Genomic DNA, 20,774 nt, shown 5'->3' with positions numbered 1-20,774 from the left:
CAAAGGGCCCCGGCTGCCTCGACTCGAGACAGCCGGGGCCCTCCGCCGCTGAAGCGATCTGCGGTTGTCGGCGCGGTGAGGGCGGATATCAGAGGCGTTCGAGGATGGTGGCGTTGGCGAGACCGCCGGCTTCGCACATGGTTTGTAACCCGTAGCGGGCACCGCGGTCCTGCATGGTGTGGACCAGGGTTGTGAGCAGCCGTGCCCCGGAGGCGCCGAGGGGATGGCCGAGCGCGATCGCGCCGCCGTTGACATTCACCCGCTCCGGATCGGCGCCGGTATCGCGGGTCCACGCCGAGACCACGGAGGCGAAGGCCTCGTTGATCTCGATCAGGTCGATATCGTCGATGGTGAGGCCGGCGCGGTCGAGTACTTTGCGGGTCGCCGGAATGACTGCGGTGAGCATGAGCAGGGGATCGTCGCCCGCCACCGCGAAACTGTGCAGCCGGGCCAGGGGACGCAAACCGAGTTCGCGCGCTCGTTCGCCGGTAGTGATCAGGACTGCGGCGCTCCCGTCGCTGATCTGGCTGGCGGAGGCGGCGGTGATATTCCAGCCGATCCGTGGGAAACGCTCGGCCATGGTCTCGTCGTAATAGGCCGGGCGGAGGGCGGCAAGAGTGTCCAGGGTGGATCCGGTGCGGATGCCTTCGTCGGTTTCCAGTCCGGCGATGGGCGCGAGTTCGGCGGCGAATCGGCCGTTTTTGGTTGCGTGAGCTGCTTTCTCGTGGCTGCGGAGCGCGAATTCGTCTAGTTCGGTGCGCGAGATACTCCATTTCGCGGCGATGAGTTCGGCGCTGATTCCCTGGGGGACCAGGCCTTCCGGATAACGCTGCGCGAAGCCCACGCCCGATATATCGTCGGCGCCCCGTGCGCTCGAGCCCATCGGGACCCGGCTCATGGATTCGACGCCGGTGGCGATCACCATGTCGTAAGCGCCGGCGATCACTCCCTGTGCCGCGAAATGCACGGCCTGCTGGCTGCTGCCGCACTGCCGGTCGACCGTGGTGGCGGGTACCGATTCCGGGAAACCGGCTGCGAGGGCGGCCCGGCGGGTCATGTTCACCCCCTGTTCTCCGACTTGGCTGACGACCCCGCCGATCACGTCGTCGACCAGTGCGGGATCGATTCCGGTGCGTTCGACCAGCGTGCGCAGGCTGTGTGCCATGAGGTCCACCGGGTGGACCGAGTGCAGGGCTCCGCTGGATTTGCCCCGCCCGATCGGGGTTCGGACCGCATCGACGATGACTGCGTCTCGCATGGTGATTCCTTCCGTCACCAGAGACTTCACTCTGGCTAAAGTTATCTAAAGCCAGGGTAGGTGCTGACATTACTCGAGGCAAGCCAGGGTCGATAGAATGAGCACATGGCAGCCGTGATGGAAGGCCCCCTGGCCGATCTGAACTCGTGGAAACCGGACCGGTGCTCGATCGCGCTGGCAATGGATGTGGTCGGCACCCGCTCGGCCGTCCTCATCCTGCGCGAGGCCTACTACGGCACCACTCGCTTCGACGGATTCGCCGCCCGGGTAGGTATCACCGACGCGGCGGCCTCCGGTCAGCTACGCAAACTCACCGAGGCGGGGCTGTTCACCAAACAGCCGTACCAGGAGGAAGGTAAACGCACCCGCCACGAGTACATCCTCACCCGCAAGGGTCGCGACCTACTGCCGGTTGTGCTCGCTCTCATGCAGTGGGGCAACACCTACCTCCAGCCCGGTCCCCCACCGCTGGACCTGGTCGAAGCTGCCACCGGTGACCCGGTCCGGGTGCAGGTCCGCAGCGAATCCGGCCGGGAAATCGGGGTCGACGAGCTGGGTGTGCGCCTCAACGAGGAATGGCGAGCGGCTCGACGGCGCAGGTAGGGCCGCAATCAGTTCAGGCGGCGGCCGTCGTCGGGAGCGAAGAAGTAGATGTGATCGGGGCCCGGGGTGAGGTGGACGCGGCTGCCCTTGGCCGGCGGGTTACGCCAATCGGTGCGCGCCACGATCGTCTCGACACCGGCGGTGTGGTCGGCGGGGCGGCCGTAGATGAAGGCGTCGGAACCGAGTTCCTCGACCACATCGACCTCGATTTCGATACCTGATTCGCCGGTGTCCAGATGTTCGGGACGGATTCCGATCGTCACCGAGGCCCCCGCCTCGCCGGCCACCGACCTCGGCAGCTGCAAGGTGTAACCGCCGACCCGGACCTCGCCGTCGGACACGGGGAGCGTGAACAGGTTCATGGCCGGCGAACCCATGAAGCCGGCGACAAAGACATTCGCCGGGTCGCGATAGAGGTCGCGTGGGGACGCGCACTGCTGCAGCAGGCCGTCGCGCATGACCGCAACTCGGTCGCCCATGGTCATGGCCTCGACCTGGTCGTGGGTGACGTAGACGGTGGTGGTCGCCAGCCGGCGCTGCAGTTGCGCGATCTGGGTGCGGGTCTGCACCCGCAGTTTCGCGTCCAGGTTGGACAGCGGTTCGTCCATCAGGAACACCTGCGGATCGCGCACGATCGCCCGCCCCATCGCGACCCGCTGCCGCTGACCACCCGACAGCGCCTTCGGCAGCCGGTCCAGGAACGGTTCCAGGTCGAGCAGACGGGCCGCCTCCAGCACCCGGCGCTTCTTCTCGTCCTTGTCGACCTTCGCCAGTTTGAGCGCGAAACCCATGTTCTCGGCGACGGTCATATGCGGGTACAGCGCATAGTTCTGGAAGACCATCGCGATATCGCGGTCCTTGGGGTCGGTGTCGGTGACATCGCGATCCCCGATGAGGATGCGCCCGCCGGTCACGTCCTCGAGCCCGGCCAGCATCCGCAGCGAGGTCGACTTCCCGCAGCCCGACGGGCCCACCAGCACCAGGAACTCGCCGTCGGCGATCTCGAGCTGCAGTTGATCGACAGCGGGCGTCTTCGCACCCGGATACTGCCGGGTGGCGCGATCAAAGGTCACCGTGGCCACGGCTGTTCACTTCCCTTCACCGAGTGGAACACGCGAAGTGGAGCGAATTCGCAACATGTGCGTGGTCATGGCGTCAGAGGCTACCGCTGGCGTTCTCATGCTCCGCATGGTCTGTAGGTTTTCGGAGCAAATCGTGCCAGCGAACACCCCCGCTGTCCACCCGTTCGGCGCGCTCCCGTGCGGTCTGACGGGGCGCCCGCATCGCGCAGTTCGGTTGGCGGGCGCCTGCGGGGCGGGAGGGTCGACGCGGGTGGATCGGGTAGGCCGGCGGGGGTGGTTCGGGTAGACCGGCGAGGTTCGGGTACGCCGGCTCGGACGATCCGCTCTGGGCCCCGACGGTGTACAGCCCGCGACCAGGCCGCTTTTCGTGGTGTTTCGGCTTGCTGTGAATCGTAGGAGGAATCAGCTGCTTTCAGTTGTTCCGAACTGCCGATGAACAGGCGATAACCGTGTTACTGTCACCCTGCTCGCGCTGCTGGATCGGAGGTTCTCAGCAGCGTGGGCGCCGGTGGCCGGGAGTTCACCGCCCGGACCGCAGCGTGCTCGCGGGCCGCATCGAGGTGGCGTAGTAGTTCGATAGAACGGGATAGCAAGATGGCAGTGCAGTTGGCCGTTGCCGATGATTTCGACAGTTCCGAAACCCGCGCCCCCGCACGATCGGGCGCCGCTACCAGACCCCGGCGGATACCGCGGCATACCGGAGTCGTATTGGCCTCCTCGGTGGCCGAGGTCGTGGATTGCCTGGGCGGCTGGATCTTCGACCGGACACTCGCCGGCTGCGAAACAATCGTTTTCACACCGACGCCGGGCGATACCCGGGCATTGGCGATCCTCGGAGCGAAAACCGCGGACTACGGCGATATCCCGGTCGTTCCGGGATGGTGTGACAGCTTCGGGGTGCTGGCCGTTTCCGCCGCGATGTACGAGGCCGACCAGTTGGCCGGCGAGGCGGTCGACGCCCGCCGCAGCGACGGCACGAACCGTACCTATCTGTGGGGTGAACGGCCCGGGGCCGGATCCGGCCGGGAGTTCGCGGTGATCACACCCCATCAGGTCAGCCTGGCCGGTCAGGCATTCAAACGGCAAGCTCTGGCAGCGGCCGGACTTCCCGTGGACCGGCAATCGGCCGCCGAACTGCTCTGGTCCGAGCCCGGATCACGCTAGGCGTCCGCACCGCCGTCCGGGATCACGTCAGGACCGATCTGTGCGAGCGGTGGGGTGGTCCTGATTTTCCGGTACCGGGCCGGGCCGTTCGATACCGGGCCCGTACAGCGAGAACAGCGAGAAATCCAGCGCTGGGCCGGTCGTTCCCGTTCCCGGGTTCGGCTGCTGCGCCGCGAGCTTGGAATTATCGCTGGTCAGCCTATATACAACACGCTCGAGTGTGGACAGGATGGTCGGGACGTCGGCCGTGCCGTCGACCAACCGGCCCACCATCGTGTAACAGAGATTGATCAGGACCACCGCGATATCGGCGACGTAGTCGCGATCCAGTCCTTCGAGCAGATGCGCAGCGGCCGGCAGGACAACTTCGAAACCCTGCCGGTCGAGCCGGTCGCCACCGGGTGTGGTGCGGGCCCGGTAGAAGGCGTGCGCCATCCGCGGGCTGTCTTCCCATGGCTGGAATACCCGCCGCACCAAGCGCATCAGTCCGTCGGCCAGCGGCTCATCGCGCGGCGGTGGCGACAGTTCGACGTAGGAGTGGGTCGCCATCCACGCCTCGACCGCCGCCAAGATGAGCTCGTCCCGGTTGCCGTGCAGGCCGTAGATGGTCGTCAGCGATACCCGGGCCCGTTTGGCAACCGCCCGCAACTGCACCGCGTCGTAGCCGTCGGACTCGATGATCTCGACGACGGCATCGAGAATCCTCGCCGCGGCGTCTACTTCGCCGGACCCATTCACCGGATTATGGTAACCCGGTATTTTCGCAGTCAGGCCCGCTGAACCGGAGTGAGCTCCACATTCGCGGGCGGCCGCACACGTCGCAGGGTGCCGTCGAACGCGGTGACATACAGCGCGAACCGATCACCGTCGGCCGCGATCCGGACCGAACTCGGCCCGGCCCACCCGACCGGCAGGGCCGTGGTGACGGCGCAGGACGCCCCCGAATCCGGATCGACACGGTGGATGACACCGGTGAGATGGGCAGCGGCATAGAGATGGCCGTCGCCGGATACGGTCAGATCGTCGAGACCCGGAATCAGCCCCGGAACTGTGGTCACAACGGACCACCGATCCGGTGCGTCCAACGGGATCCGGTAGACCTGACCGGTGAACAGATCGTCGGTGTAGACCGTTCGGCCATCGGGGCTCGACGCCAGGCCCTCACTGCGCGGTACGGACGCCCAATTCGGTGTGACCACGCCACTTTCGACGTCGTAGCGCGAGACACCGCGAGACTCCCCACCCTCGGTGCCCACCCACGTCGTGAGGAAATCGCCATCGGGCAGTTGCAGTAAACCATTCCCCGGGAAGTCGGCCAGCCAAGTGAACTCACCCGTTGCGGTGTTCAGGCGCCACAGCTTTCCATCCTGCCGGGTGAGTACATACAGATTTGTCCCGTCGAGCTGCAGGCCACCCGGCGCGGCCAGGTTGTCCAGGATCGTCCGGACCTGCCCGGACCTGCCGACGTGATAGACCTTCGTATCCCCCGAGAGATAGAAGCCGCCCTGTCCATCGGATTCGAGGTTCTCCACCTGCTCCAGCCCCGAGGCGAGGGTTTCGACCTGCCAGCCCGTGCACCCGATCGGTGGCGAACCGGATGCCGGCCCCGCGGAAGCCGACGCCACCATGACCGCGACTGCCGCGAAGAGCACCCGGATCCTTCCAGGTGTCCCCATCGGCCGAGCCTATGTCAGCCGCCGGCTCCGCGCGGCGATGCGGAAAATCTCGAGGCGGGCGTGGACGCGTACGCCGGGCGCTCCGGTGCGCGGCCGATCCCGGTCGAACAGGTCTCGGCGCTGGTATGCCGTCCTGTGTACGTTGGCGGTATGACGCTGATCGACGAACTCCCCGCGGCGACCACCGATGTGCTGCGGCGGCGGGCCGAAGCGGCCGCGGTGTCGATGTGGACGCAGATTCGCCGGGAGTTGATCGCGCTGGCGCGGCGGCGGGCGCCGATCGATGACGTGGTGGATTTCCTGCGTGAGCAGCGTCCGGGATGGGCAGGTTCCGGAGACCCGTCGGCGGTCGGGGAATACGAGTTGCCAGTGGATGTGCGGGATGTGCTGACCGATCGGGCCCTCGCGGCCGGTCTACCGGCGGATGAGTACGTGCGCAACGAACTGGCCGGATACCTCCGCCGCGGATCCGTGCGGGATTCGATTCTCGAATTCCGTGAAGTGCTCGGCGGTGACGAGACCCGAGCCGGTGAGTTGGCGGAGATCACCGCGTCGATCAGGTACGCGCGCCGGGAGTAGCTGTCGCGGAATTCTCCGATCGGTTCGGCATGAAACGGAAAGTAGATACAACCATCGCGTTGCGGCGGCCTCGTGGCGGGATGACGTTTCGTGAATACAGTTGGCGCACTGGCGAGTTGGAAGCGAAGCGCACGCTCGTTCTCGAAGTCGACGAGGATTTCCCCGACTGTTGCGCTCGGCACGGTCGGAGAGCTGTGGAATACCGCGACTCCGAGTTGCGGCTGCATCAGGGTGCGCGTGGACAGGTGGAGACCACCTGGTGGTCGTCGTTCCGCTGGGGATTGGTGCGCTACCGCGTGGTGCCGTCGACAACAGTGGAGGTCAGCGGCCGATGGCCGATGTGCCGGACGTGCATCCGGCACCGCCGGACTCTAGAATTCATCGCCTATTGCCTCGGGCTTGCGGGCCCCGCGGCCCTGGCAGTGTTGTTCATGGCGGCCCAAGCCGGTGTGGTTCGGTCGGTAACGCTGCCCATGGTGCTGGGGTTCTTTCCCGGTTGGATGCCCTGCGCACTGGCCTTGGCACTGACCCTGTACGCGCGCGGCAACCGTCCCGCCCGAGTCAGGCCCCTGGCGAGTGCGGCGGCGATGACTGTCCGCGCTCACCCGGATTTCGCAGCCGCGCTCGTCCGATAATCGTGCACCGTTATGCGCAGTGCTACTGGTGAACTGAGGCGAAATACCGCTGCAGGATCTCATCCGGGGTGCCGCTGTCCGAATACCGCAGCGGCGGTGTGCCCGCGCAATACGACTCCGCTCCGAATCCGGGTGGAGTGGCGGGTCGTGAGTCGCGACGAGCCGCCCCTGTCTGAGCCTGCCTCGGCAGGTAAGGATCGAGGTCAGTGGGCGAATCGGGCGACCGCGTCGAAGACGGCGGTGCGCATGGCCGGACTGCCGGTGTGACCGGAGTCGTCGATGATCTGGAGTTCGGCGTCCGGCCACGCGCGTGCGAGTTCCCAGGCTGTGCGCAGTGGTGCGGAGAGGTCGAGGCGGCCGTGTATGAGGATGCCCGGTATTCCGGCGAGCCGGTGCGCGTCGCGTAGTAACTGGTCGTCGTCGAGCCATGCTGTGTGTGCGAAGTAATGGGTGCAGATCCGGACGAACGCCAGCAGTGCGGCATCCGGTTGCGCGGTGTACTGGCCGGGCGCGCCAAGGGTTTCGTGGGCAATGACCGCGTCCTCCCAGGCGCACCAGTTGCGGGCGGCCGTCTCCCGGACTGTCGGATCGTGGTGTTCCATCAGCTGCCGGTACGCCTCGACCAGGTTTCCGTCCCGGTCCTCGGCGGCGACGCCGTCGCGAAACCGCTCCCATTCGACCGGTAGCAGTAATCGGAGGCCGTGGTAGAGCCAGTCGACTTCCTGCGGGCGGGTCATCGTCACGCCGACCAGCACGATCCCGCTGACCCGCTCCGGGTGACGCTGGGCGTAGGCGAGGATCAGCGTGGAACCCCACGAACCGCCGTAGAGCAGCCAGCGTTCGATACCGAGATGTTCCCGCAGCCGCTCCATATCGGCGATCAGATGGCCGGTGGTGTTGTGCGCCATATCGGTCGACGGGAGCGAGGCGTGCGGCCGGCTCTCACCGCAGCCGCGCTGGTCGAACAGCACTATCCGGAACATGGCCGGGTCGAATGTCCGGCGCGCTCCGCGGCTGCCGCCGGCGCCGGGGCCGCCGTGCACAACGAGAGCGGGTCGCCCGTGCGGGTGCCCGCCCGTTTCCCAGTACATCTGGTTGTCGTCGCCGACGTCGAGCAGCCCGAACGCATAGGGAACGCTATCGGGGAACGGTAGTTTCGGCTGCGTGGTCGACACAACCGCCAACGGTACCGAAGCTCCCATTTGCTCTGTACTACTTCGTGGCGGGTATAGGGCCGGTCCTGCCCGCTGCGGAGCGATGGCGAGTACTGCACAGGAGTTCGTTACGGCAGTGCGGGGCGCGCTGGGGCCAACCGGTGGGGCTTCGCGTCGGCCTGTCGCGTCCGGGCCGAGGATGTACCGCCCGATCCCCAGCTGCGTGTGATCCGACAACTGCCGCCGGATACTATCCTTGATGATAGTATCATTGAAGATAGTCTCATCGGAGGGCGTATGGACGGATTTATCGGTCGTCGCACCGAGCTCGCGCTGCTCGGCGAACTACTCGAGCCGCTGACCAGAGGTAGCCGGACGGGCCGCCCCGGTCGAGCCGTACTGATCCGGGGCCGTCGGCGTGTGGGAAAGTCGCGGCTCGTGGAGGAGTTCCTGGAGCGCGCGCGGGTGCCGCACATATTCTTCACGGCGGTGGGTGGCTCGCGGGACGAGGATCTCGCGGGATTTGTTTCGGAAATCTCGTGCTCGGATCTCCCCGGCGCCGAACGCGTCGCCGAGTTCGCGGAACCGAAGACGTGGCGGGCCGCATTCGACCTGCTCGCGAGTGTGTTGCCAACGGATGGGCCGAGTGTTGTCGTCCTGGACGAAATGCCCTATCTGGTGCGGGAGGATCGCGCGTTCGAGGGCACACTGCAGAAGGTGTTCGATCGGACACTGTCGAAGCTTCCGGTTCTGCTGGTGCTCATCGGATCCGATATCGCGATGATGGAGAAGCTCAACACCTACGGTCGGCCGTTCTATCAGCGCGGTACCGAAATGGTTGTGCCGCCGATGAATCCGCGCGATGTCGCGGCAATGTTGGGCCTGGCGCCGGCCGATGCGGTCGACGCATACCTCGTCAGCGGCGGCCTACCCCTCATTCTCGAGGAATGGCCGCGCGGTGCGGGACTGTGGGACTACCTCGAATATGCGCTACGCCGCCCCACCTCGGCCCTGCTGGTGAGCGCCGAGCGGGCACTGGCTGCGGAGTTTCCGACCGAGGCGCAGGCGCGGATCGTTCTCGGCGCCATCGGTCACGGCGAGCGCACCTTCAGCCTCATCGGCCGGGCGGCCGGAGAGCTACCTCCGACCTCGCTCACCCGCTCACTGGGGCTCCTGACGGAGCGGCGCATGGTCGCGGCCGAGCGACCGCTGTCGGTGCGGGCGAGCCGGGAAACCCGATATCGGATCGAAGATCCGTACCTGCGGTTCTGGCTGTTCTTCCTCGGACCCGGTATGCCCGCCATCGAACGCGGACGCGGGGACCGGGTACTCGAAACGATTCGGGCAGGCTGGACATCGTGGCGTGGGCGGGCTGTGGAGCCAGTGATCCGGGAGGCGCTGTGGCGCGCGGCGGACAGGTATTTTCCCGAGGGGACCGGGGCGGTCGGCGGCTACTGGACGCGGACGAACAACCCCGAAATCGATATCGTCGCCGCGGATCGGGGACCTGTAGCCAAGCGGATCGCCTGTGTCGGATCCGTGAAGTGGCTCGAGCGGAAGCCTTTCGACCAGCGCGATCTCGCAGCCCTCATCGCCCATAGATCGCAATTGCCGGGCGCGGATATCGATACCCCGATGCTGGCGGTCGCCCGCTCTGGGGGTTCGGCGGAAGGCGTGCAGGTACTGACGCCGGCCGAACTGCTCGATGCCTGGGCCTGATTCGCGATATCCGAGGCGCGACGGTCCGGTGGGTGCACATGCCGGAAGTCGAAGCGGTTGCCGGCACGTGCGCCCCGTGATCGGAGCATCGCGTTCACGGCTGCCGAGTATGCGGTGGAACTCGTGCCCCGTTCTTCTTCGCCGCCCAGGCATTGAATTTGTTCAGCAGCGGGGTGAATCTCACGAGAACGAAGTTCGGGCCGAAACCGCCGATCAGGAGCAGTAGTCCGGGAAATCCCAGTACGAGGACGCCGAATATCGATGCCGACCCGGGCAGTACCGAGGCATGGCCGGTGTAGGCGTATCGCATTTCCGTGGCGCCCAGGTCGAGAAGCCGTGGCCGGGCGGTCACCACATCGCCGACCGAAGTCTCGAACACGCCGACGGTTCGGTCTTCGCCGAGCACACGGGCCTGCCCTGGTTCGGCTCCGCGGCCGAGGGAGGAGTCGCCGGTGCTGGCGTCGATGACCTCGACCTGCATCTCCTTGCCGTAGCCCAGGTAGTAGGCGACGACGTTGATCGGGTGGGTGAGGAAGAACAACGCGCCGAGTGTCAGCGCGAGCCCCACACACCCCATGACTCCGCGGATCAGTACGGTAACCAGCATCGCCCGCCACACCGGGCGTCCCCCTTGTTCGTCCACGCCGCAATCGAACCACACCGGACCAGCTGTGGCATCGGGATGAAGTGAGTTCTCGCGGATGCGGTTTCCGTTACCGAGCTCGGTACGGGTCCGGCGCCGCTCTCTGCAGGGAGATGAGAGCGGCGCCGGAGTTCGGTGTGACGGCACCGCGTGAACCCTCATCGATCACGCGGTGCCATCCGAGCCGGTATGCGATGGACACACCGGATGTGGGTTATTTCGCGGGGGCGAGCTCACCGTCCGAGTCGGTGTCGAGAGGTGTGCGCTCCGGCTCCTTGGTGAAGAAGAGCATCGCCGCCGCACCGATCAGGCACAGAGCCGTCATGACGATGAATCCGCCGTTGTAGGTTCCGGTGCTGCCGACGATGAAGCCCATCACCGCGGGGGCGATGATGCCGGAGAGGGCGAAGCAGGCGTCCGCGAAACCGGCGGCCGTGCCGGGCTGCGAGGGTGCCGCGTCGATCGAGGCGACCCACCAGATGCCGCCGGTGACGAATCCGAAGCCGACACCGGCCGAGATGCAGATCAGGGCGATGGTGAGGTTGCTGCCGAAGAACAGGATCGGCACGATCGAGATACCGGCGAGCAGCAGCGCCACACCGATGATCACGAACCGCGAGCGGATGCTCTGGGTGCGTTTGTAGACGCGGTCGACGAGGATGCCGCCGAGCAGTGCGCCGACCACACCGGCCGCCCACGGCGCCACCGAGAACGCGCCGACTTCCTTGATGGACAGCCCGAATTCGTGTTCCAGGTATTGCGGAAGCCAGTACATGAACGCCCAGAACATGAATCCCCAGGCGAAGTAGCCGAGACCGACCAGCCACAGATTGCGGTTGCGCAGGATCTCGCCCCAGTCGGTGCTGGATTCGTGCCCGCTGTCCTCGCCGTCGGCCTGCCCGGACCGGATGTAGTCCAGTTCTTCCTTCGAGACGAACGACGCCTCGCTGGGCGAGTTCTTCAGGAACGGGTAGGCGACGACAACCCACACGATGCCGGCGACCGCGAGCACCCAGAACATGCCCTTCCAGCCGGTGAGCGCGATCAGTTGGGTGAGGATCGGGCCGCCGATGAGCAGGCTGCCGGAGACGGCGACACCGCCGATGAGGGCGAGTGCTTTACCCCGTTCGTGGGCGGGCAGCCAGCGGCTGGCCAGCCGGGTCGCCGCCGGGAAGCAGGGGGCTTCACCGGCACCGAGGAGGATGCGCAGCAGGATGAGGCCGATGAAGCCACCGGCGAACGGGGTCAGTGCCGTGGCCGCGGCCCAGATGAACATGCCCACCATGAGCACTTTCCGGGACCCGAACCGGTCGACCAGCGGCCCGGAGAGCAGGGCGAACAGCATATAGCCGATCGAGAATGCGGAACTGATCACGCCGTACTGGCCGGACGTGATCCCGAATTCGTCACGCAGATCGGTGGCTGCGAACGAGATGGCGCTGCGATCGACGTAATTCACCACCACCAGGCCCAGAATGATGGCTATTGTCCACCAACGCGATTTCATAGCGAACTCCTCGGATGAAGCAGTCGCGGGGTCAGATGACCCCGCGGGCCCGCAGGTCGTCGATGTCCTCGGGGGTGCGCCCGAGGTGGGTGAGGACCTTGTCGGTATCGGCACCGGCGGGTCGGCCGGTGTGACGGATCGCACCGGGGGATCGGGTCATGCGCCACATGACGTTCTGCATGCGCATGGGGCCGAGTTCGTCGTCGTCGACAGTGGTGACCATGTCGGTGGCGACGACCTGGGGATCTTTCAGCAGATCGCTCGGCCGGTAGACCGGCGCCACGGCGGCGCCGGCTTCTTCGAAAATGCTGGTGACCTCGTCGCGGGTGCGTTCGGCGATCCAGCCACCGACGTATTCGTCGAGGAGGTCGGCGTGTTCGGCGCGGGTGCGGCCGGTGGCGAACCATTCCTCGTCGATCACTTCGGGATGCCCGACCAGCCGCATCACCCGTTCGGCGATGGCCTGTGCGCTGGTGGAGATCGCCAGCCAGTGGTCGTCGGCGGTGCGGTACAGGTTGCGTGGGGCGTTGTTCTGCGACCGGTTACCGGTGCGCTGCTGGTCGATTCCGAGCTGGTCGGCGTAGATGATCCCGGGCCCGACGGCGGTCATGATCGGCCTGAGCAGGTCGAGGTCGACCTCCTGGCCGGTGCCACCGTTGCGTTCGCGTTCGAACAGTGCCATCGAGACTGCCGACGAACCGGCCACGCCGGCAATGGAATCGGCGAGCCCGAAGGCGGGCAGGGTGGGTGGTCCGTCGGGCTGGCCGGTGAGATGGGCGAAACCGCTCATCGATTCCACCAGTGTGCCGAACGCGGGACGTTTCGCGTACGGGCCGTGCTGGCCGAATCCGGTGACCCGCAACATGATCAGGCCCGGATTACGTTCGGACAGCTCCGCGTAGGAAAGACCCCAGCGTTCGAACGTGCCCGGCCGGAAGTTCTCGACCACCACATCGGCTTCGGCGGCCAGGTCCCGGAAGATCGCCTGCCCGTCGGGTGTGCTGAGGTTGAGGGTGACGGTCTGCTTGTTGCGGCTGACCATCTTCCACCACAGCGGAATCCCGTCCTTGTCGAGGCCGTGCCCGCGCATCCCGTCGGGTTTCTGCGGATGTTCGATCTTGATGACTTCGGCACCGAAATCGCCCAGGATCTGCGCGGTGAGTGGTCCCGCCAGGATGGTGGAGGCATCCAGGACCTTGATCCCGTGCAGCGGGCCGGTCGGCTGTTTCTCGGAGGTCAACTGCACACCTCTCAGTACGGCCGCGAGATGTAGCGGCCGCTGGGTTCGCCGGTGACCACACCGTCGGCCAGGACCCGGTTTCCGCGCACGAAGGTGTCGGTGACGGCGGCGCCGAGCTCGAAACCTTCGAACGGCGTGTATTCCTGGGTGGATTCGGAGTCCGCGGCGCGCACGGTCCAGGTGCGGTGGGGGTCGACGATCGCGATATCGGCGTCGACGCCTTCGGTGAGCCGGCCCTTACCGGGCAGGCCGTAGCGGTCGGCCGGGTTCGAGGCGGTGAGCTGGGCGATACGGCGCAGCGAAAGACCGCGCTTGCGACCCTCGGTGATCAGGCCGGGCAGCAGGTATTCGGTACCGCCGAACCCGGACTTCGCGGCGAACACGTCGTCGCGGTCCTCGCCGAATTTCACCTCGTCCTTGCAGCAGGCGTGATCGGAGACGACCCAGTCGATGTTCCCGGCGAGCAGATGCTCCCACAGCGCCTCGACGTCCTCGCGCGGGCGGATCGGCGGGTTCACCTTGGCGCCCAGGCCGTTCGCGTTGTCGATATCGGTGAGCAGGTGGCCGATGGTGACCTCGCGGCGGAAGTTCACGTGCGGGAAGGCTTCGGCCATCTTCATGGCGGCCTTCAGCGCCTTGGCCGAACTCAGGTGCAGCAGGTTGATATTCGGCAGGCCGGTCTCGTCGGCGAGGAAGGACGCGATGGTTACCGCGAGGCCCTCGGAATGCTGCGGGCGGGAGGCGCTGTAGGCGGCGAGCCCGGTCAGTTTGCCTTCTTCTTCGACGAGCTTGGTATAGGCGCTCATGATCTCGGCGGTCTCACAGTGCAGCGACAGCGAGATATGCGGGGCGAGTTCGGGGAACTGCTCGCGGGCCTTCTGCACGCCGCGCATCACGAACTCGAAATGCGCGATGTCGTAGCGCTCGTCCTCGGGAATCATCAGGAAATCGCTCTGCGAGGCGGAACGGCCGTGCAGGCCGTGGCTGCCGTAGAACATGAAGATCTTGAACGAGGTGACGCCCTGGCCCGAGGCCAGCTCGGGGATCTCGCCGATATGCTGTTTCGACATCGGCGCCAGGTGGAATGCGTAGTCGATATAGCTGCGGCCCGCGGAGGCGTCCAGTACCTCGGGGAAGAAGTCGGCGTAGGCGCCGCCCTTGTTGAGGTAGTACTGGCCGGTGCGCATATAGGTGAGTGCGGTGGTCACGCCGCCCTGCGCGCTGGCGCGCGATTCGGTCTGCGTGTCCTCGGACAGCGGGTTGTAGATACCCCAGTGCTGGTGTGCGTCGACAACGCCGGGAAAGACCAGTTTGCCTGTCGCGTCGACGATCTCGGCGCCTTCGGCATCAAGATCGGGGCCGATGGCCGCGATCTTGCCGTCGACGACGAGGATATCCGCGGTCTCGCCCTCGGCGGGAGCGGTGTCCTCGGTGCGTACGACGGTGCCGTTCTTGATCAGGTAGGTGGTCATTTCTTCTCCTGGCGAATATCTGGACAGTTGTTCTGTTGTGTGGGCGGCGTGGTCAGACGGCGACGGCGCTGCTCACGTGCTCGGCGGCGAGGAAGGCCAGACCGAGTGCGGTGATGAGGCCGTTGCCCGCGAGGTAACCGCCGGCGCCGTGGCCGGAGATACCGATGGCGGCGCCGCCGGAGGCATACAGGCCGGGTATCGGGGCGCCGCCGGCGAGTACTCGTGCGTGTTCGTCGACGACGAGACCGCCCTGGGTGTGGAAGAGGGCGGGGGTGATGGCGATCGCGATATAGGGCGCGGTCAGCGGATGGCGGGTGTCGGTGCGACCCTGCCGGTCGGGTTCTTCTCCGGCGGCGGCGCGGTGGGCCGCGGCGAGTTCGTCGCCGAGTGCCGCTGCGGGCACTCCGATACTCTCGGCCAGCCCGGTCGCGGTGGCGGATCGGATCAGTGACCCGCTCTCGGCTACGGTGCGGAAATCGTCGAATGCCGAGCACAGTTCCTCGATGTGCTCGTCGATGACGATCCAGCCGGTACCGCCGGGCCGACCGGCGAGAATGGCGGCGAACTCGGAGTAGCCGGTGGTTTCCGGCGCGAAGCGGCGGCCGGTGCAGTCGACGATGATGCCGCCGTGCACGACGGTCGCCCAGCCGATGAGCGTCTGGCTGCGCGACGACAGCGCGGCATGGCCCTGATAGGCGTCGAGGAAGGCGCTGTCGGCACCCAGTTCGCCGCCGATGCGCAGCGCGTCGCCGCGGCTGAACTGGCCGCCGTGGTAGTGGGCGCCGGCGATTTCGGGCAGGTGGTGGCGCACGAGGTCGCGATCGGCGCCGAACCCGTTCGTCGCCAGCAGGACGGCTCGTGCGGTCAGGTTTTCGGTGTTGCCGTCGGGGGTGGCGATCTCGACCCCCGTGACCCGCCCGCCGCTGGTGTGCACGTTACGCAGGCTCATGGGGGCGATGAGCTCGATCCGGGGATGTGCCTGTGCGCGCTGCACCAGGTGCCGTAGCAGCCGGGAGCCGTGCCGTCCGGGGATGCTGTGGCAGCGGTCGGCGGTGTGGCCGGGGTAGCGGAAATCGGTGACCAGTTCGAGTTCGAGTTCCTGGTTGTCGGCCAGCCAGGTGACCAGTTGTGCGCTGGTCTCGGCGAGCGCGCGGGCCACGCGGCGGTCGGCCGTGCCCTCGGTCTTACGGGCGATATCGTCGAGGAAACGGGCCGGGCTGTCCTGTACTCCGGCCGCATCCTGCCAGCGGGTTCCGGCGGCCGGGATCATCGCGGTGCACATCGAGGTGTTGTTGCCGCGCTGGAAATGCTCGTCGGCGTCGATCACCAGGACATTCGCGCCGAGTTCGGCGGCGCGCAGCGCAGCGACCAGCCCGCCGCCCGCACCGGCGACGACGAGATCGAAATCCGGACCGTCCACGCTTCCTCCTATCATGTTCCGGCTAGCGGAACGCAAGAATGTGGTCCCCTGCACTATGCACGTTCGGCAATCCGTGCACAAGTGCCTGTTGGAAGGATTTACTCGGCGGAAACTCGGTGCGCGGTTGCAGAAGGCGGCTAGACAATCGTTTCGCTAAGCGGTACAACTTGTTCAGCGCTTGGTCGGTCTCGTCCCATGCGGCGGAGCCGGCGGAACACGAATCCACCCCGGAGAACGGAGCCACGATGGAGCCCTCGAGTGGCGGCACCACATCCGCCGCACGGGCAGCGGAAGTACTGCTCGAGTTCGGCCGGCGATCCAGCGCGCTCGGCGTCTCGGAGATCGCCCGCTCGACCGGTATCTCCAAGGCCGTCGCGCACCGCATCCTCACGACATTCGTAGAATGCGGCCTGCTGCTCTACGAGCCCGACACCCGTCGCTACCTGCTGGGCCCGGCCGCCGCGACCCTGGGTGCGCGGGCCCTGGACGTCTCCCCGCTACGGCGGATGGCCCGGGATGCGCTCGTCGAGCTCCAGCGCGCCACCGGCGAGACCGCCACCGTGACCGGACGCCTGCCGGGCGGGCGGGTATACCTCGACCAGGTCGAGAGCACGCAGGAAATCAAGATGACCGTGGAACTCGGCCGCCGCTTCGAACTGCACAGCGGCTCGTCGGGGCGGATCATCCTGGCCCATCTCTCGGAGGAGGAGCAGGAAGACCTGCTGTCCCGGCCGCTGCCGCGACTCACCGCCACCACCATCACCGACCCCGGCGCTCTGCGTGCGGCCCTGCGCGAAGCCCGGGAACAGGGGGTGTGCCGGTCGACCGGTGAACGGCAGGAAGGCGCCGGCTCGATCGCGGCACCGGTATTCGGCGCCGACGGCGCGGTGATCGGCTCCGTTTCTGTCTGCGGACCGAGCTACCGGATGACCGAGGAAGCCTGCGACCGGCACGAAGACGCGCTGCGCGAAGCGGCCCAGCGGGTATCCCGCGCCCTCGGCCACCGGCCGGCGGTGACGGCGAAATGACCCCGCGCAGCTGGCTCTACGTGCCGGGACACCGCGCGGAGCGGATCGGCAAGGCCATCGACAGCGCCGCCGATGCCGTGGTGATCGACCTCGAGGACGCGGTTCCGGTCGGGGCGAAGGACCAGGCGCTCACCAACGCACTCGAAGCCCTGCGGGCAGTTCCGCCGGAACGGCAGGTCTGGTTGCGGCTCAACGCGATCGGATCGGAGTGGCTCGACCGCGAGCTGGCCGCACTCGCCGATGGCCCCGAGCCCGCCGGGGTCAGGTTGCCGAAATCCGACGACCCCGAATCGGTCGCCGCGACCGCGGAACGCCTCCGCTGCCCCGTACACGCCAGCATCGAATCCGCCGCCGGCCTGCTCGCGGCCCCGCAGATCGCCCGCTGCCACCCGCGGGTCACCGGAATCGCCTTGGGCGAAGCGGATCTCGCCGCCGATATGCGCGCCGAGCCCGAAGGCCTGGCCTGGGCGCGCGGCTGGATCGTCACCGCCGCGCGGGCCGCCGGACTGTCGTCGCCGGTCCAGAGCGTGTGGACGGCTGTGGATGATCCGGCAGGCCTGGCCGAAACGTCGCGGGTGGGTCGCGCCCAAGGATTCTTCGGCCGATCCGTTATCCATCCCAACCAGATCGACATCGTCAATACCGCCTATACGCCGACCGCGGAGGAACAGGACCGGGCCCGCCGCATCGTCGACCGCGCGGCCGAATCCATGGCGGCGGGCGAATCCGCGGTTCTCGACGAGAACGGCCGATTCATCGACCCTGCCGTGGTCGCGAACGCCCGCGTGGTCCTCGACCGAGCACAGGCCACCGCAGCACGAGGAGTGAGAGTATGACCGGACAAGCCGTTACCGCCGACGCACTGTTGAGTGCCGTGGTGGACAGCGAACTCGACGTGGTCGAGCTCGGGCATCCCTACACAACGGGTATGCCGTGTTCCCCCAACCATCCCGGTTTCCGGATGACCCTGATCCGCCGGCACGGCGATATGGTCCGTCCCGACGGCGGTTCGGCCTCCAACGAGATCATCGTGACCGGCGGCCACGTCGGCACCCATGTGGACGCTCTCTCACACGTCAGCCACTGCGGCAAACTGCACGGCGATATCGACGCCGAGGAAGCGCAGCGCGGCGGTCGCCACTCGAAGCACGGCGCGGAGAACATCCCGTTCATGCTCCGCCGCGGTGTGCTGCTCGATATTCCGCGGGTACGCGGCGTCGATGCCCTCGAAGCCGGCCAGGCCGTCACGGAACAGGACCTGCGCGATGCCGCCGACGCTGCCGGCGTGACCCCGCGCCGCGGCGATGTCGTGCTCATCCGCACCGGCTGGGCCCGCCACTTCGACGACGCCCAGCGCTATCTCGGCCAGCAGGACGGTGTGCCGGGCGCCGAGGTCGGCGCCGCACAGTGGCTGGCGGACGCGGGAATCGTGGCGGCGGGCGCGGATACCACCGCATTCGAACACATTCCGCCGGGTAAGGGGCACAGCGTACTGCCGGTGCACCGGATCCTGCTGGTGGAGAACGGTATCCACATCATCGAACACCTCGACCTCGAGGCCGCGAGCGCCCGCGGGCTCACCGAGTTCACTTTTGTCATGGCGCCGCTGCGGATCACCGGCGGCACCGGATCGCCCGTACGTCCGGTCGCGGTGGTGTCCCGATGAGCACAACCGCTCGCCACGACCTCGAGGGCACGGTAGTCGGCCGCTTGGCAGCGTTGGCCGACCGGACCCGCACCGACGGGCTGTCCGCGGAACTGCGCAAAGATGTCGCGCGCCGCGTTCTCGACGTTCTCGGTAACTCTCTCGCCGCGCAGGACCAGCCGTCGGCCCGTGCTGTAACTGCGGTGGCCCGCGACTGGGCCGGCGCACCCCGCGCCACCGGTATCGGCACCGGGGAACAATTCCCGGCCGCCACCGCAGCTCTGATCAACGGCACCCTCGCCCATTCGATGGATTCCGACGACACCCACCTGCCGTCGGTTCTGCACCCGTCGGCGTCGGTGGTTCCCGCCGCGCTCGCGGTCGGCGAAGCGACCGGGGCCGCGGGCCCCGCCGTACTCGACGCGGCGGGCGTGGGTATCGAAATCGCGGTCCGTCTCGGAATGGGCGGCTACGACGAGGAACTCGGCAACTCGGAGTTCTTCGAACGCGGTCAGCACGCGACTTCTATCTGCGGCGCTGTCGGCTCGGCCGCCGCCGCGGCCATACTGTACGGCCTGGACGTCGAAGGTATCGCGGACGCGATGGGTATCGCCGCCAGTTTCGGTGCCGGGCTGCTGGAAGCCAACCGCACCGGCGGCACGGTCAAACGCGCGCACTGCGGCTGGGCGGCCCATTCCGGCGTAACGGCCGCGGAATTCGCCCGGCACGGCCTCACCGGCCCGCCCACCGTGATCGAGGGCCGTTTCGGTTTCCTGCACGCTTTCTGTGGCGACCGGGCGGATACCGCGAAGGTTCTCGACCGGCTCGGCGAGCATTGGGAATTACCCGGCATCTTCTTCAAGCCGTACCCCTGCAACCATTTCACCCACGCCGGTATCGATGCGGCCCGCATTCTGCGCCGCGATGTCGACCCCGCCGATATCGTGGAAATAGAACTCGGCGTCCCGAAGCCGGTACTGCGCACCATCGCCGAACCGCCCGCGGCAAAGGCCGCGCCCGAATCCGGTTATCATGCGGCCTTCTCGGGCCCGTTCACTGTGGCTCGCGCACTACTCGGCGGATCGGGTCTCGGTGTGGGTCACGCCGATTTCACCGATGCGGCGGCGCAGGATCCGCGCACGCTCGAACTGGCGCGGCTGGTCACCAGTTTCGGCGATGACCGCTGCGACGAGATCTACCCGCACCAGTTCCCGGCAGTGCTACGAGTACGCACCCGGGACGGTTCATGGCACCAGGCGCGCGTGGAGCACAATCGCGGCGGTCCGGCGAACCCGCTCTCCGATGATGAACTCACGCTGAAGTTCGATCTCAATGTCGAAGAACGGTTGGCGCCGGACGCCGCTCGTGTGGTCGCCGGGTATGCGCTCGCGCTCACCACGGCCGAATCGCTCGATACGCTGATGGCTGCGGTACGCGGTTGATCCCAGCGCGACCGGTCACGCCGCGGTTCGGGTTCAGATACCGCCCTTCGGCAGTTCACCGCCGGGGCACCATCCCTCTTCGCCGGAATTTGCCGACCCGGTGGTGAGGCATTCCAGCAGAAATGCCCAACCGCCCGTCGGGTCGAGATCGGAGACGGCATGCGGCGACGAGGTTCCGGACCGATTATGAGCCGGAGCGTCCGGTATCGGTGGGAGCGCAATTCGGTCGATATGCCCGATTTGTCGAATGTGTCAGGGAATTCGAGACAATATCGAATTGCATGGTTTCGGAAAGTAATGCCGGAACACGGTCGCTCGGCAGTATGCACTACTGCCGGCCGCTCCTCGCCGAGTCGGCTCTCAGGCGGGCGGCGGTCGGCATCGCTGCGCCCACGGCGAACAAACCGTCCCCCTAGAGTCTGTTTCATAAGCTGCGGCCGGATAACCACAGGTTGATCGCGGCGACGCGGACGGTTGCCAGGTAGCGGACAGCGAGTTTGTCATACC

Annotated in this window: 19 protein-coding genes; 9 read left to right on the top strand and 10 right to left on the bottom strand. The window is 66.9% G+C overall.

The genetic code is table 11. From position 1 onward, the window contains the following. Positions 1 to 88 precede the first annotated feature (88 nt). Positions 89 to 1,258 carry a thiolase family protein gene (locus ACFWPH_RS28850; protein WP_378755324.1) on the bottom strand — a complete coding sequence of 390 codons (1,170 nt, stop codon included), beginning with the start codon at positions 1,256 to 1,258 and terminating at the stop codon, positions 89 to 91. Between the two features lie 105 nt (positions 1,259 to 1,363). Between ACFWPH_RS28850 and ACFWPH_RS28845 the strand changes: the two genes are divergently transcribed. Continuing rightward, on the top strand, positions 1,364 to 1,861 hold the full coding sequence (locus tag ACFWPH_RS28845) for a winged helix-turn-helix transcriptional regulator (RefSeq protein ID WP_378755323.1): 498 nt from the start codon (positions 1,364 to 1,366) through the stop codon (positions 1,859 to 1,861). Between the two features lie 8 nt (positions 1,862 to 1,869). Here the strand turns inward: ACFWPH_RS28845 and ACFWPH_RS28840 are convergent, their stop codons facing one another. Beyond that, positions 1,870 to 2,943 carry an ABC transporter ATP-binding protein gene (locus ACFWPH_RS28840; protein WP_378755322.1) on the bottom strand — a complete coding sequence of 358 codons (1,074 nt, stop codon included), beginning with the start codon at positions 2,941 to 2,943 and terminating at the stop codon, positions 1,870 to 1,872. A 594-nt stretch (positions 2,944 to 3,537) separates the two neighbouring features. Between ACFWPH_RS28840 and ACFWPH_RS28835 the strand changes: the two genes are divergently transcribed. Next, on the top strand, positions 3,538 to 4,107 hold the full coding sequence (locus tag ACFWPH_RS28835; protein ID WP_378755321.1) for a hypothetical protein: 570 nt from the start codon (positions 3,538 to 3,540) through the stop codon (positions 4,105 to 4,107). A gap of 27 nt (positions 4,108 to 4,134) precedes the next feature. On the opposite strand, the gene ACFWPH_RS28830 is transcribed toward ACFWPH_RS28835, so the two are convergent. Together ACFWPH_RS28830 and ACFWPH_RS28825 are read right to left on the bottom strand one after the other, a co-directional pair. Further along, on the bottom strand, positions 4,135 to 4,845 hold the full coding sequence (locus ACFWPH_RS28830) for a TetR family transcriptional regulator (protein WP_378755320.1): 711 nt from the start codon (positions 4,843 to 4,845) through the stop codon (positions 4,135 to 4,137). 29 nt (positions 4,846 to 4,874) lie between these two features. Then, a complete protein-coding gene (locus ACFWPH_RS28825; RefSeq protein ID WP_378755318.1) occupies positions 4,875 to 5,783 on the bottom strand; it encodes an SMP-30/gluconolactonase/LRE family protein in 909 nt (302 codons plus the stop codon). Positions 5,784 to 5,933: 150 nt separating this feature from the next. Between ACFWPH_RS28825 and ACFWPH_RS28820 the strand changes: the two genes are divergently transcribed. Then, positions 5,934 to 6,362, top strand: a complete 429-nt coding sequence (locus ACFWPH_RS28820) for a hypothetical protein (RefSeq protein ID WP_378755317.1) — start codon at positions 5,934 to 5,936, stop codon at positions 6,360 to 6,362. Positions 6,363 to 6,556: 194 nt separating this feature from the next. Beyond that, on the top strand, positions 6,557 to 6,997 hold the full coding sequence (locus ACFWPH_RS28815; protein WP_378755316.1) for a hypothetical protein: 441 nt from the start codon (positions 6,557 to 6,559) through the stop codon (positions 6,995 to 6,997). A 203-nt stretch (positions 6,998 to 7,200) separates the two neighbouring features. Here the strand turns inward: ACFWPH_RS28815 and pip are convergent, their stop codons facing one another. Further along, entirely contained in the window at positions 7,201 to 8,172 is a 972-nt protein-coding gene (gene pip / locus ACFWPH_RS28810; protein WP_378755315.1) for a prolyl aminopeptidase, read from the bottom strand. A gap of 276 nt (positions 8,173 to 8,448) precedes the next feature. Between pip and ACFWPH_RS28805 the strand changes: the two genes are divergently transcribed. Beyond that, positions 8,449 to 9,870 carry an ATP-binding protein gene (locus tag ACFWPH_RS28805; protein ID WP_378755314.1) on the top strand — a complete coding sequence of 474 codons (1,422 nt, stop codon included), beginning with the start codon at positions 8,449 to 8,451 and terminating at the stop codon, positions 9,868 to 9,870. 94 nt (positions 9,871 to 9,964) lie between these two features. Here ACFWPH_RS28805 and ACFWPH_RS28800 read toward each other — a convergent pair whose 3' ends face one another. From ACFWPH_RS28800 to ACFWPH_RS28780, 5 genes are all read right to left on the bottom strand, one after another. After that, positions 9,965 to 10,513, bottom strand: coding sequence for a hypothetical protein (locus ACFWPH_RS28800; protein ID WP_378755313.1), 549 nt, complete (start codon positions 10,511 to 10,513; stop codon positions 9,965 to 9,967). Between the two features lie 214 nt (positions 10,514 to 10,727). Then, entirely contained in the window at positions 10,728 to 12,020 is a 1,293-nt protein-coding gene (locus ACFWPH_RS28795; RefSeq protein WP_378755312.1) for an MFS transporter, read from the bottom strand. 31 nt (positions 12,021 to 12,051) lie between these two features. Further along, positions 12,052 to 13,260, bottom strand: a complete 1,209-nt coding sequence (locus ACFWPH_RS28790; RefSeq protein WP_378755311.1) for a CaiB/BaiF CoA transferase family protein — start codon at positions 13,258 to 13,260, stop codon at positions 12,052 to 12,054. A gap of 11 nt (positions 13,261 to 13,271) precedes the next feature. After that, positions 13,272 to 14,732: a dihydroorotase family protein gene (locus ACFWPH_RS28785; RefSeq protein ID WP_378755310.1), complete on the bottom strand. Its 1,461-nt coding sequence runs from the start codon at positions 14,730 to 14,732 to the stop codon at positions 13,272 to 13,274. Between the two features lie 52 nt (positions 14,733 to 14,784). Beyond that, complete coding sequence (locus tag ACFWPH_RS28780) at positions 14,785 to 16,152, bottom strand: FAD-binding protein (protein ID WP_378755309.1); 1,368 nt, start codon at positions 16,150 to 16,152, stop codon at positions 14,785 to 14,787. A gap of 245 nt (positions 16,153 to 16,397) precedes the next feature. Between ACFWPH_RS28780 and ACFWPH_RS28775 the strand changes: the two genes are divergently transcribed. Genes ACFWPH_RS28775 through ACFWPH_RS28760 form a run of 4 tightly spaced genes read left to right on the top strand, consistent with a single transcriptional unit; the run spans position 16,398 to position 20,267 of the window. Further along, positions 16,398 to 17,180, top strand: coding sequence for an IclR family transcriptional regulator (locus ACFWPH_RS28775; RefSeq protein WP_378755308.1), 783 nt, complete (start codon positions 16,398 to 16,400; stop codon positions 17,178 to 17,180). Next, on the top strand, positions 17,177 to 18,016 hold the full coding sequence (locus ACFWPH_RS28770; protein ID WP_378755307.1) for an HpcH/HpaI aldolase/citrate lyase family protein: 840 nt from the start codon (positions 17,177 to 17,179) through the stop codon (positions 18,014 to 18,016). Before ACFWPH_RS28775 ends, ACFWPH_RS28770 begins: the two co-directional genes overlap by 4 nt. Beyond that, positions 18,013 to 18,846 (top strand): cyclase family protein, encoded by an 834-nt coding sequence (locus ACFWPH_RS28765; RefSeq protein WP_378755306.1) that lies wholly within the window; start codon positions 18,013 to 18,015, stop codon positions 18,844 to 18,846. Before ACFWPH_RS28770 ends, ACFWPH_RS28765 begins: the two co-directional genes overlap by 4 nt. Beyond that, positions 18,843 to 20,267 carry an MmgE/PrpD family protein gene (locus ACFWPH_RS28760; protein WP_378755305.1) on the top strand — a complete coding sequence of 475 codons (1,425 nt, stop codon included), beginning with the start codon at positions 18,843 to 18,845 and terminating at the stop codon, positions 20,265 to 20,267. The genes ACFWPH_RS28765 and ACFWPH_RS28760 overlap by 4 nt, the downstream gene beginning before the upstream one ends. The last annotated feature ends 507 nt before the right edge of the window (positions 20,268 to 20,774 follow it).

It is taken from the genome of Nocardia sp. NPDC058499 (genome assembly GCF_042719915.1).
GTDB lineage: Bacteria > Actinomycetota > Actinomycetes > Mycobacteriales > Mycobacteriaceae > Nocardia.
The sequence above is the reverse complement of the archived record's forward strand: the minus strand, read 5'-3'. Positions and strand labels throughout refer to the sequence as shown.

Coding starts and splice junctions, on each gene's coding strand:
- ACFWPH_RS28805 (WP_378755314.1), top strand. CDS start 8,449: ATGGACGGATTTATCGGTCGTCGCACCGAGCTCGCGCTGCTCGGCGAA.
- ACFWPH_RS28795 (WP_378755312.1), bottom strand. CDS start 12,020: ATGAAATCGCGTTGGTGGACAATAGCCATCATTCTGGGCCTGGTGGTG.
- ACFWPH_RS28765 (WP_378755306.1), top strand. CDS start 18,013: ATGACCGGACAAGCCGTTACCGCCGACGCACTGTTGAGTGCCGTGGTG.
- ACFWPH_RS28775 (WP_378755308.1), top strand. CDS start 16,398: ATGGAGCCCTCGAGTGGCGGCACCACATCCGCCGCACGGGCAGCGGAA.
- ACFWPH_RS28835 (WP_378755321.1), top strand. CDS start 3,538: ATGGCAGTGCAGTTGGCCGTTGCCGATGATTTCGACAGTTCCGAAACC.
- ACFWPH_RS28760 (WP_378755305.1), top strand. CDS start 18,843: ATGAGCACAACCGCTCGCCACGACCTCGAGGGCACGGTAGTCGGCCGC.
- ACFWPH_RS28825 (WP_378755318.1), bottom strand. CDS start 5,783: ATGGGGACACCTGGAAGGATCCGGGTGCTCTTCGCGGCAGTCGCGGTC.
- ACFWPH_RS28770 (WP_378755307.1), top strand. CDS start 17,177: ATGACCCCGCGCAGCTGGCTCTACGTGCCGGGACACCGCGCGGAGCGG.
- ACFWPH_RS28785 (WP_378755310.1), bottom strand. CDS start 14,732: ATGACCACCTACCTGATCAAGAACGGCACCGTCGTACGCACCGAGGAC.
- ACFWPH_RS28845 (WP_378755323.1), top strand. CDS start 1,364: ATGGCAGCCGTGATGGAAGGCCCCCTGGCCGATCTGAACTCGTGGAAA.
- ACFWPH_RS28850 (WP_378755324.1), bottom strand. CDS start 1,258: ATGCGAGACGCAGTCATCGTCGATGCGGTCCGAACCCCGATCGGGCGG.
- ACFWPH_RS28820 (WP_378755317.1), top strand. CDS start 5,934: ATGACGCTGATCGACGAACTCCCCGCGGCGACCACCGATGTGCTGCGG.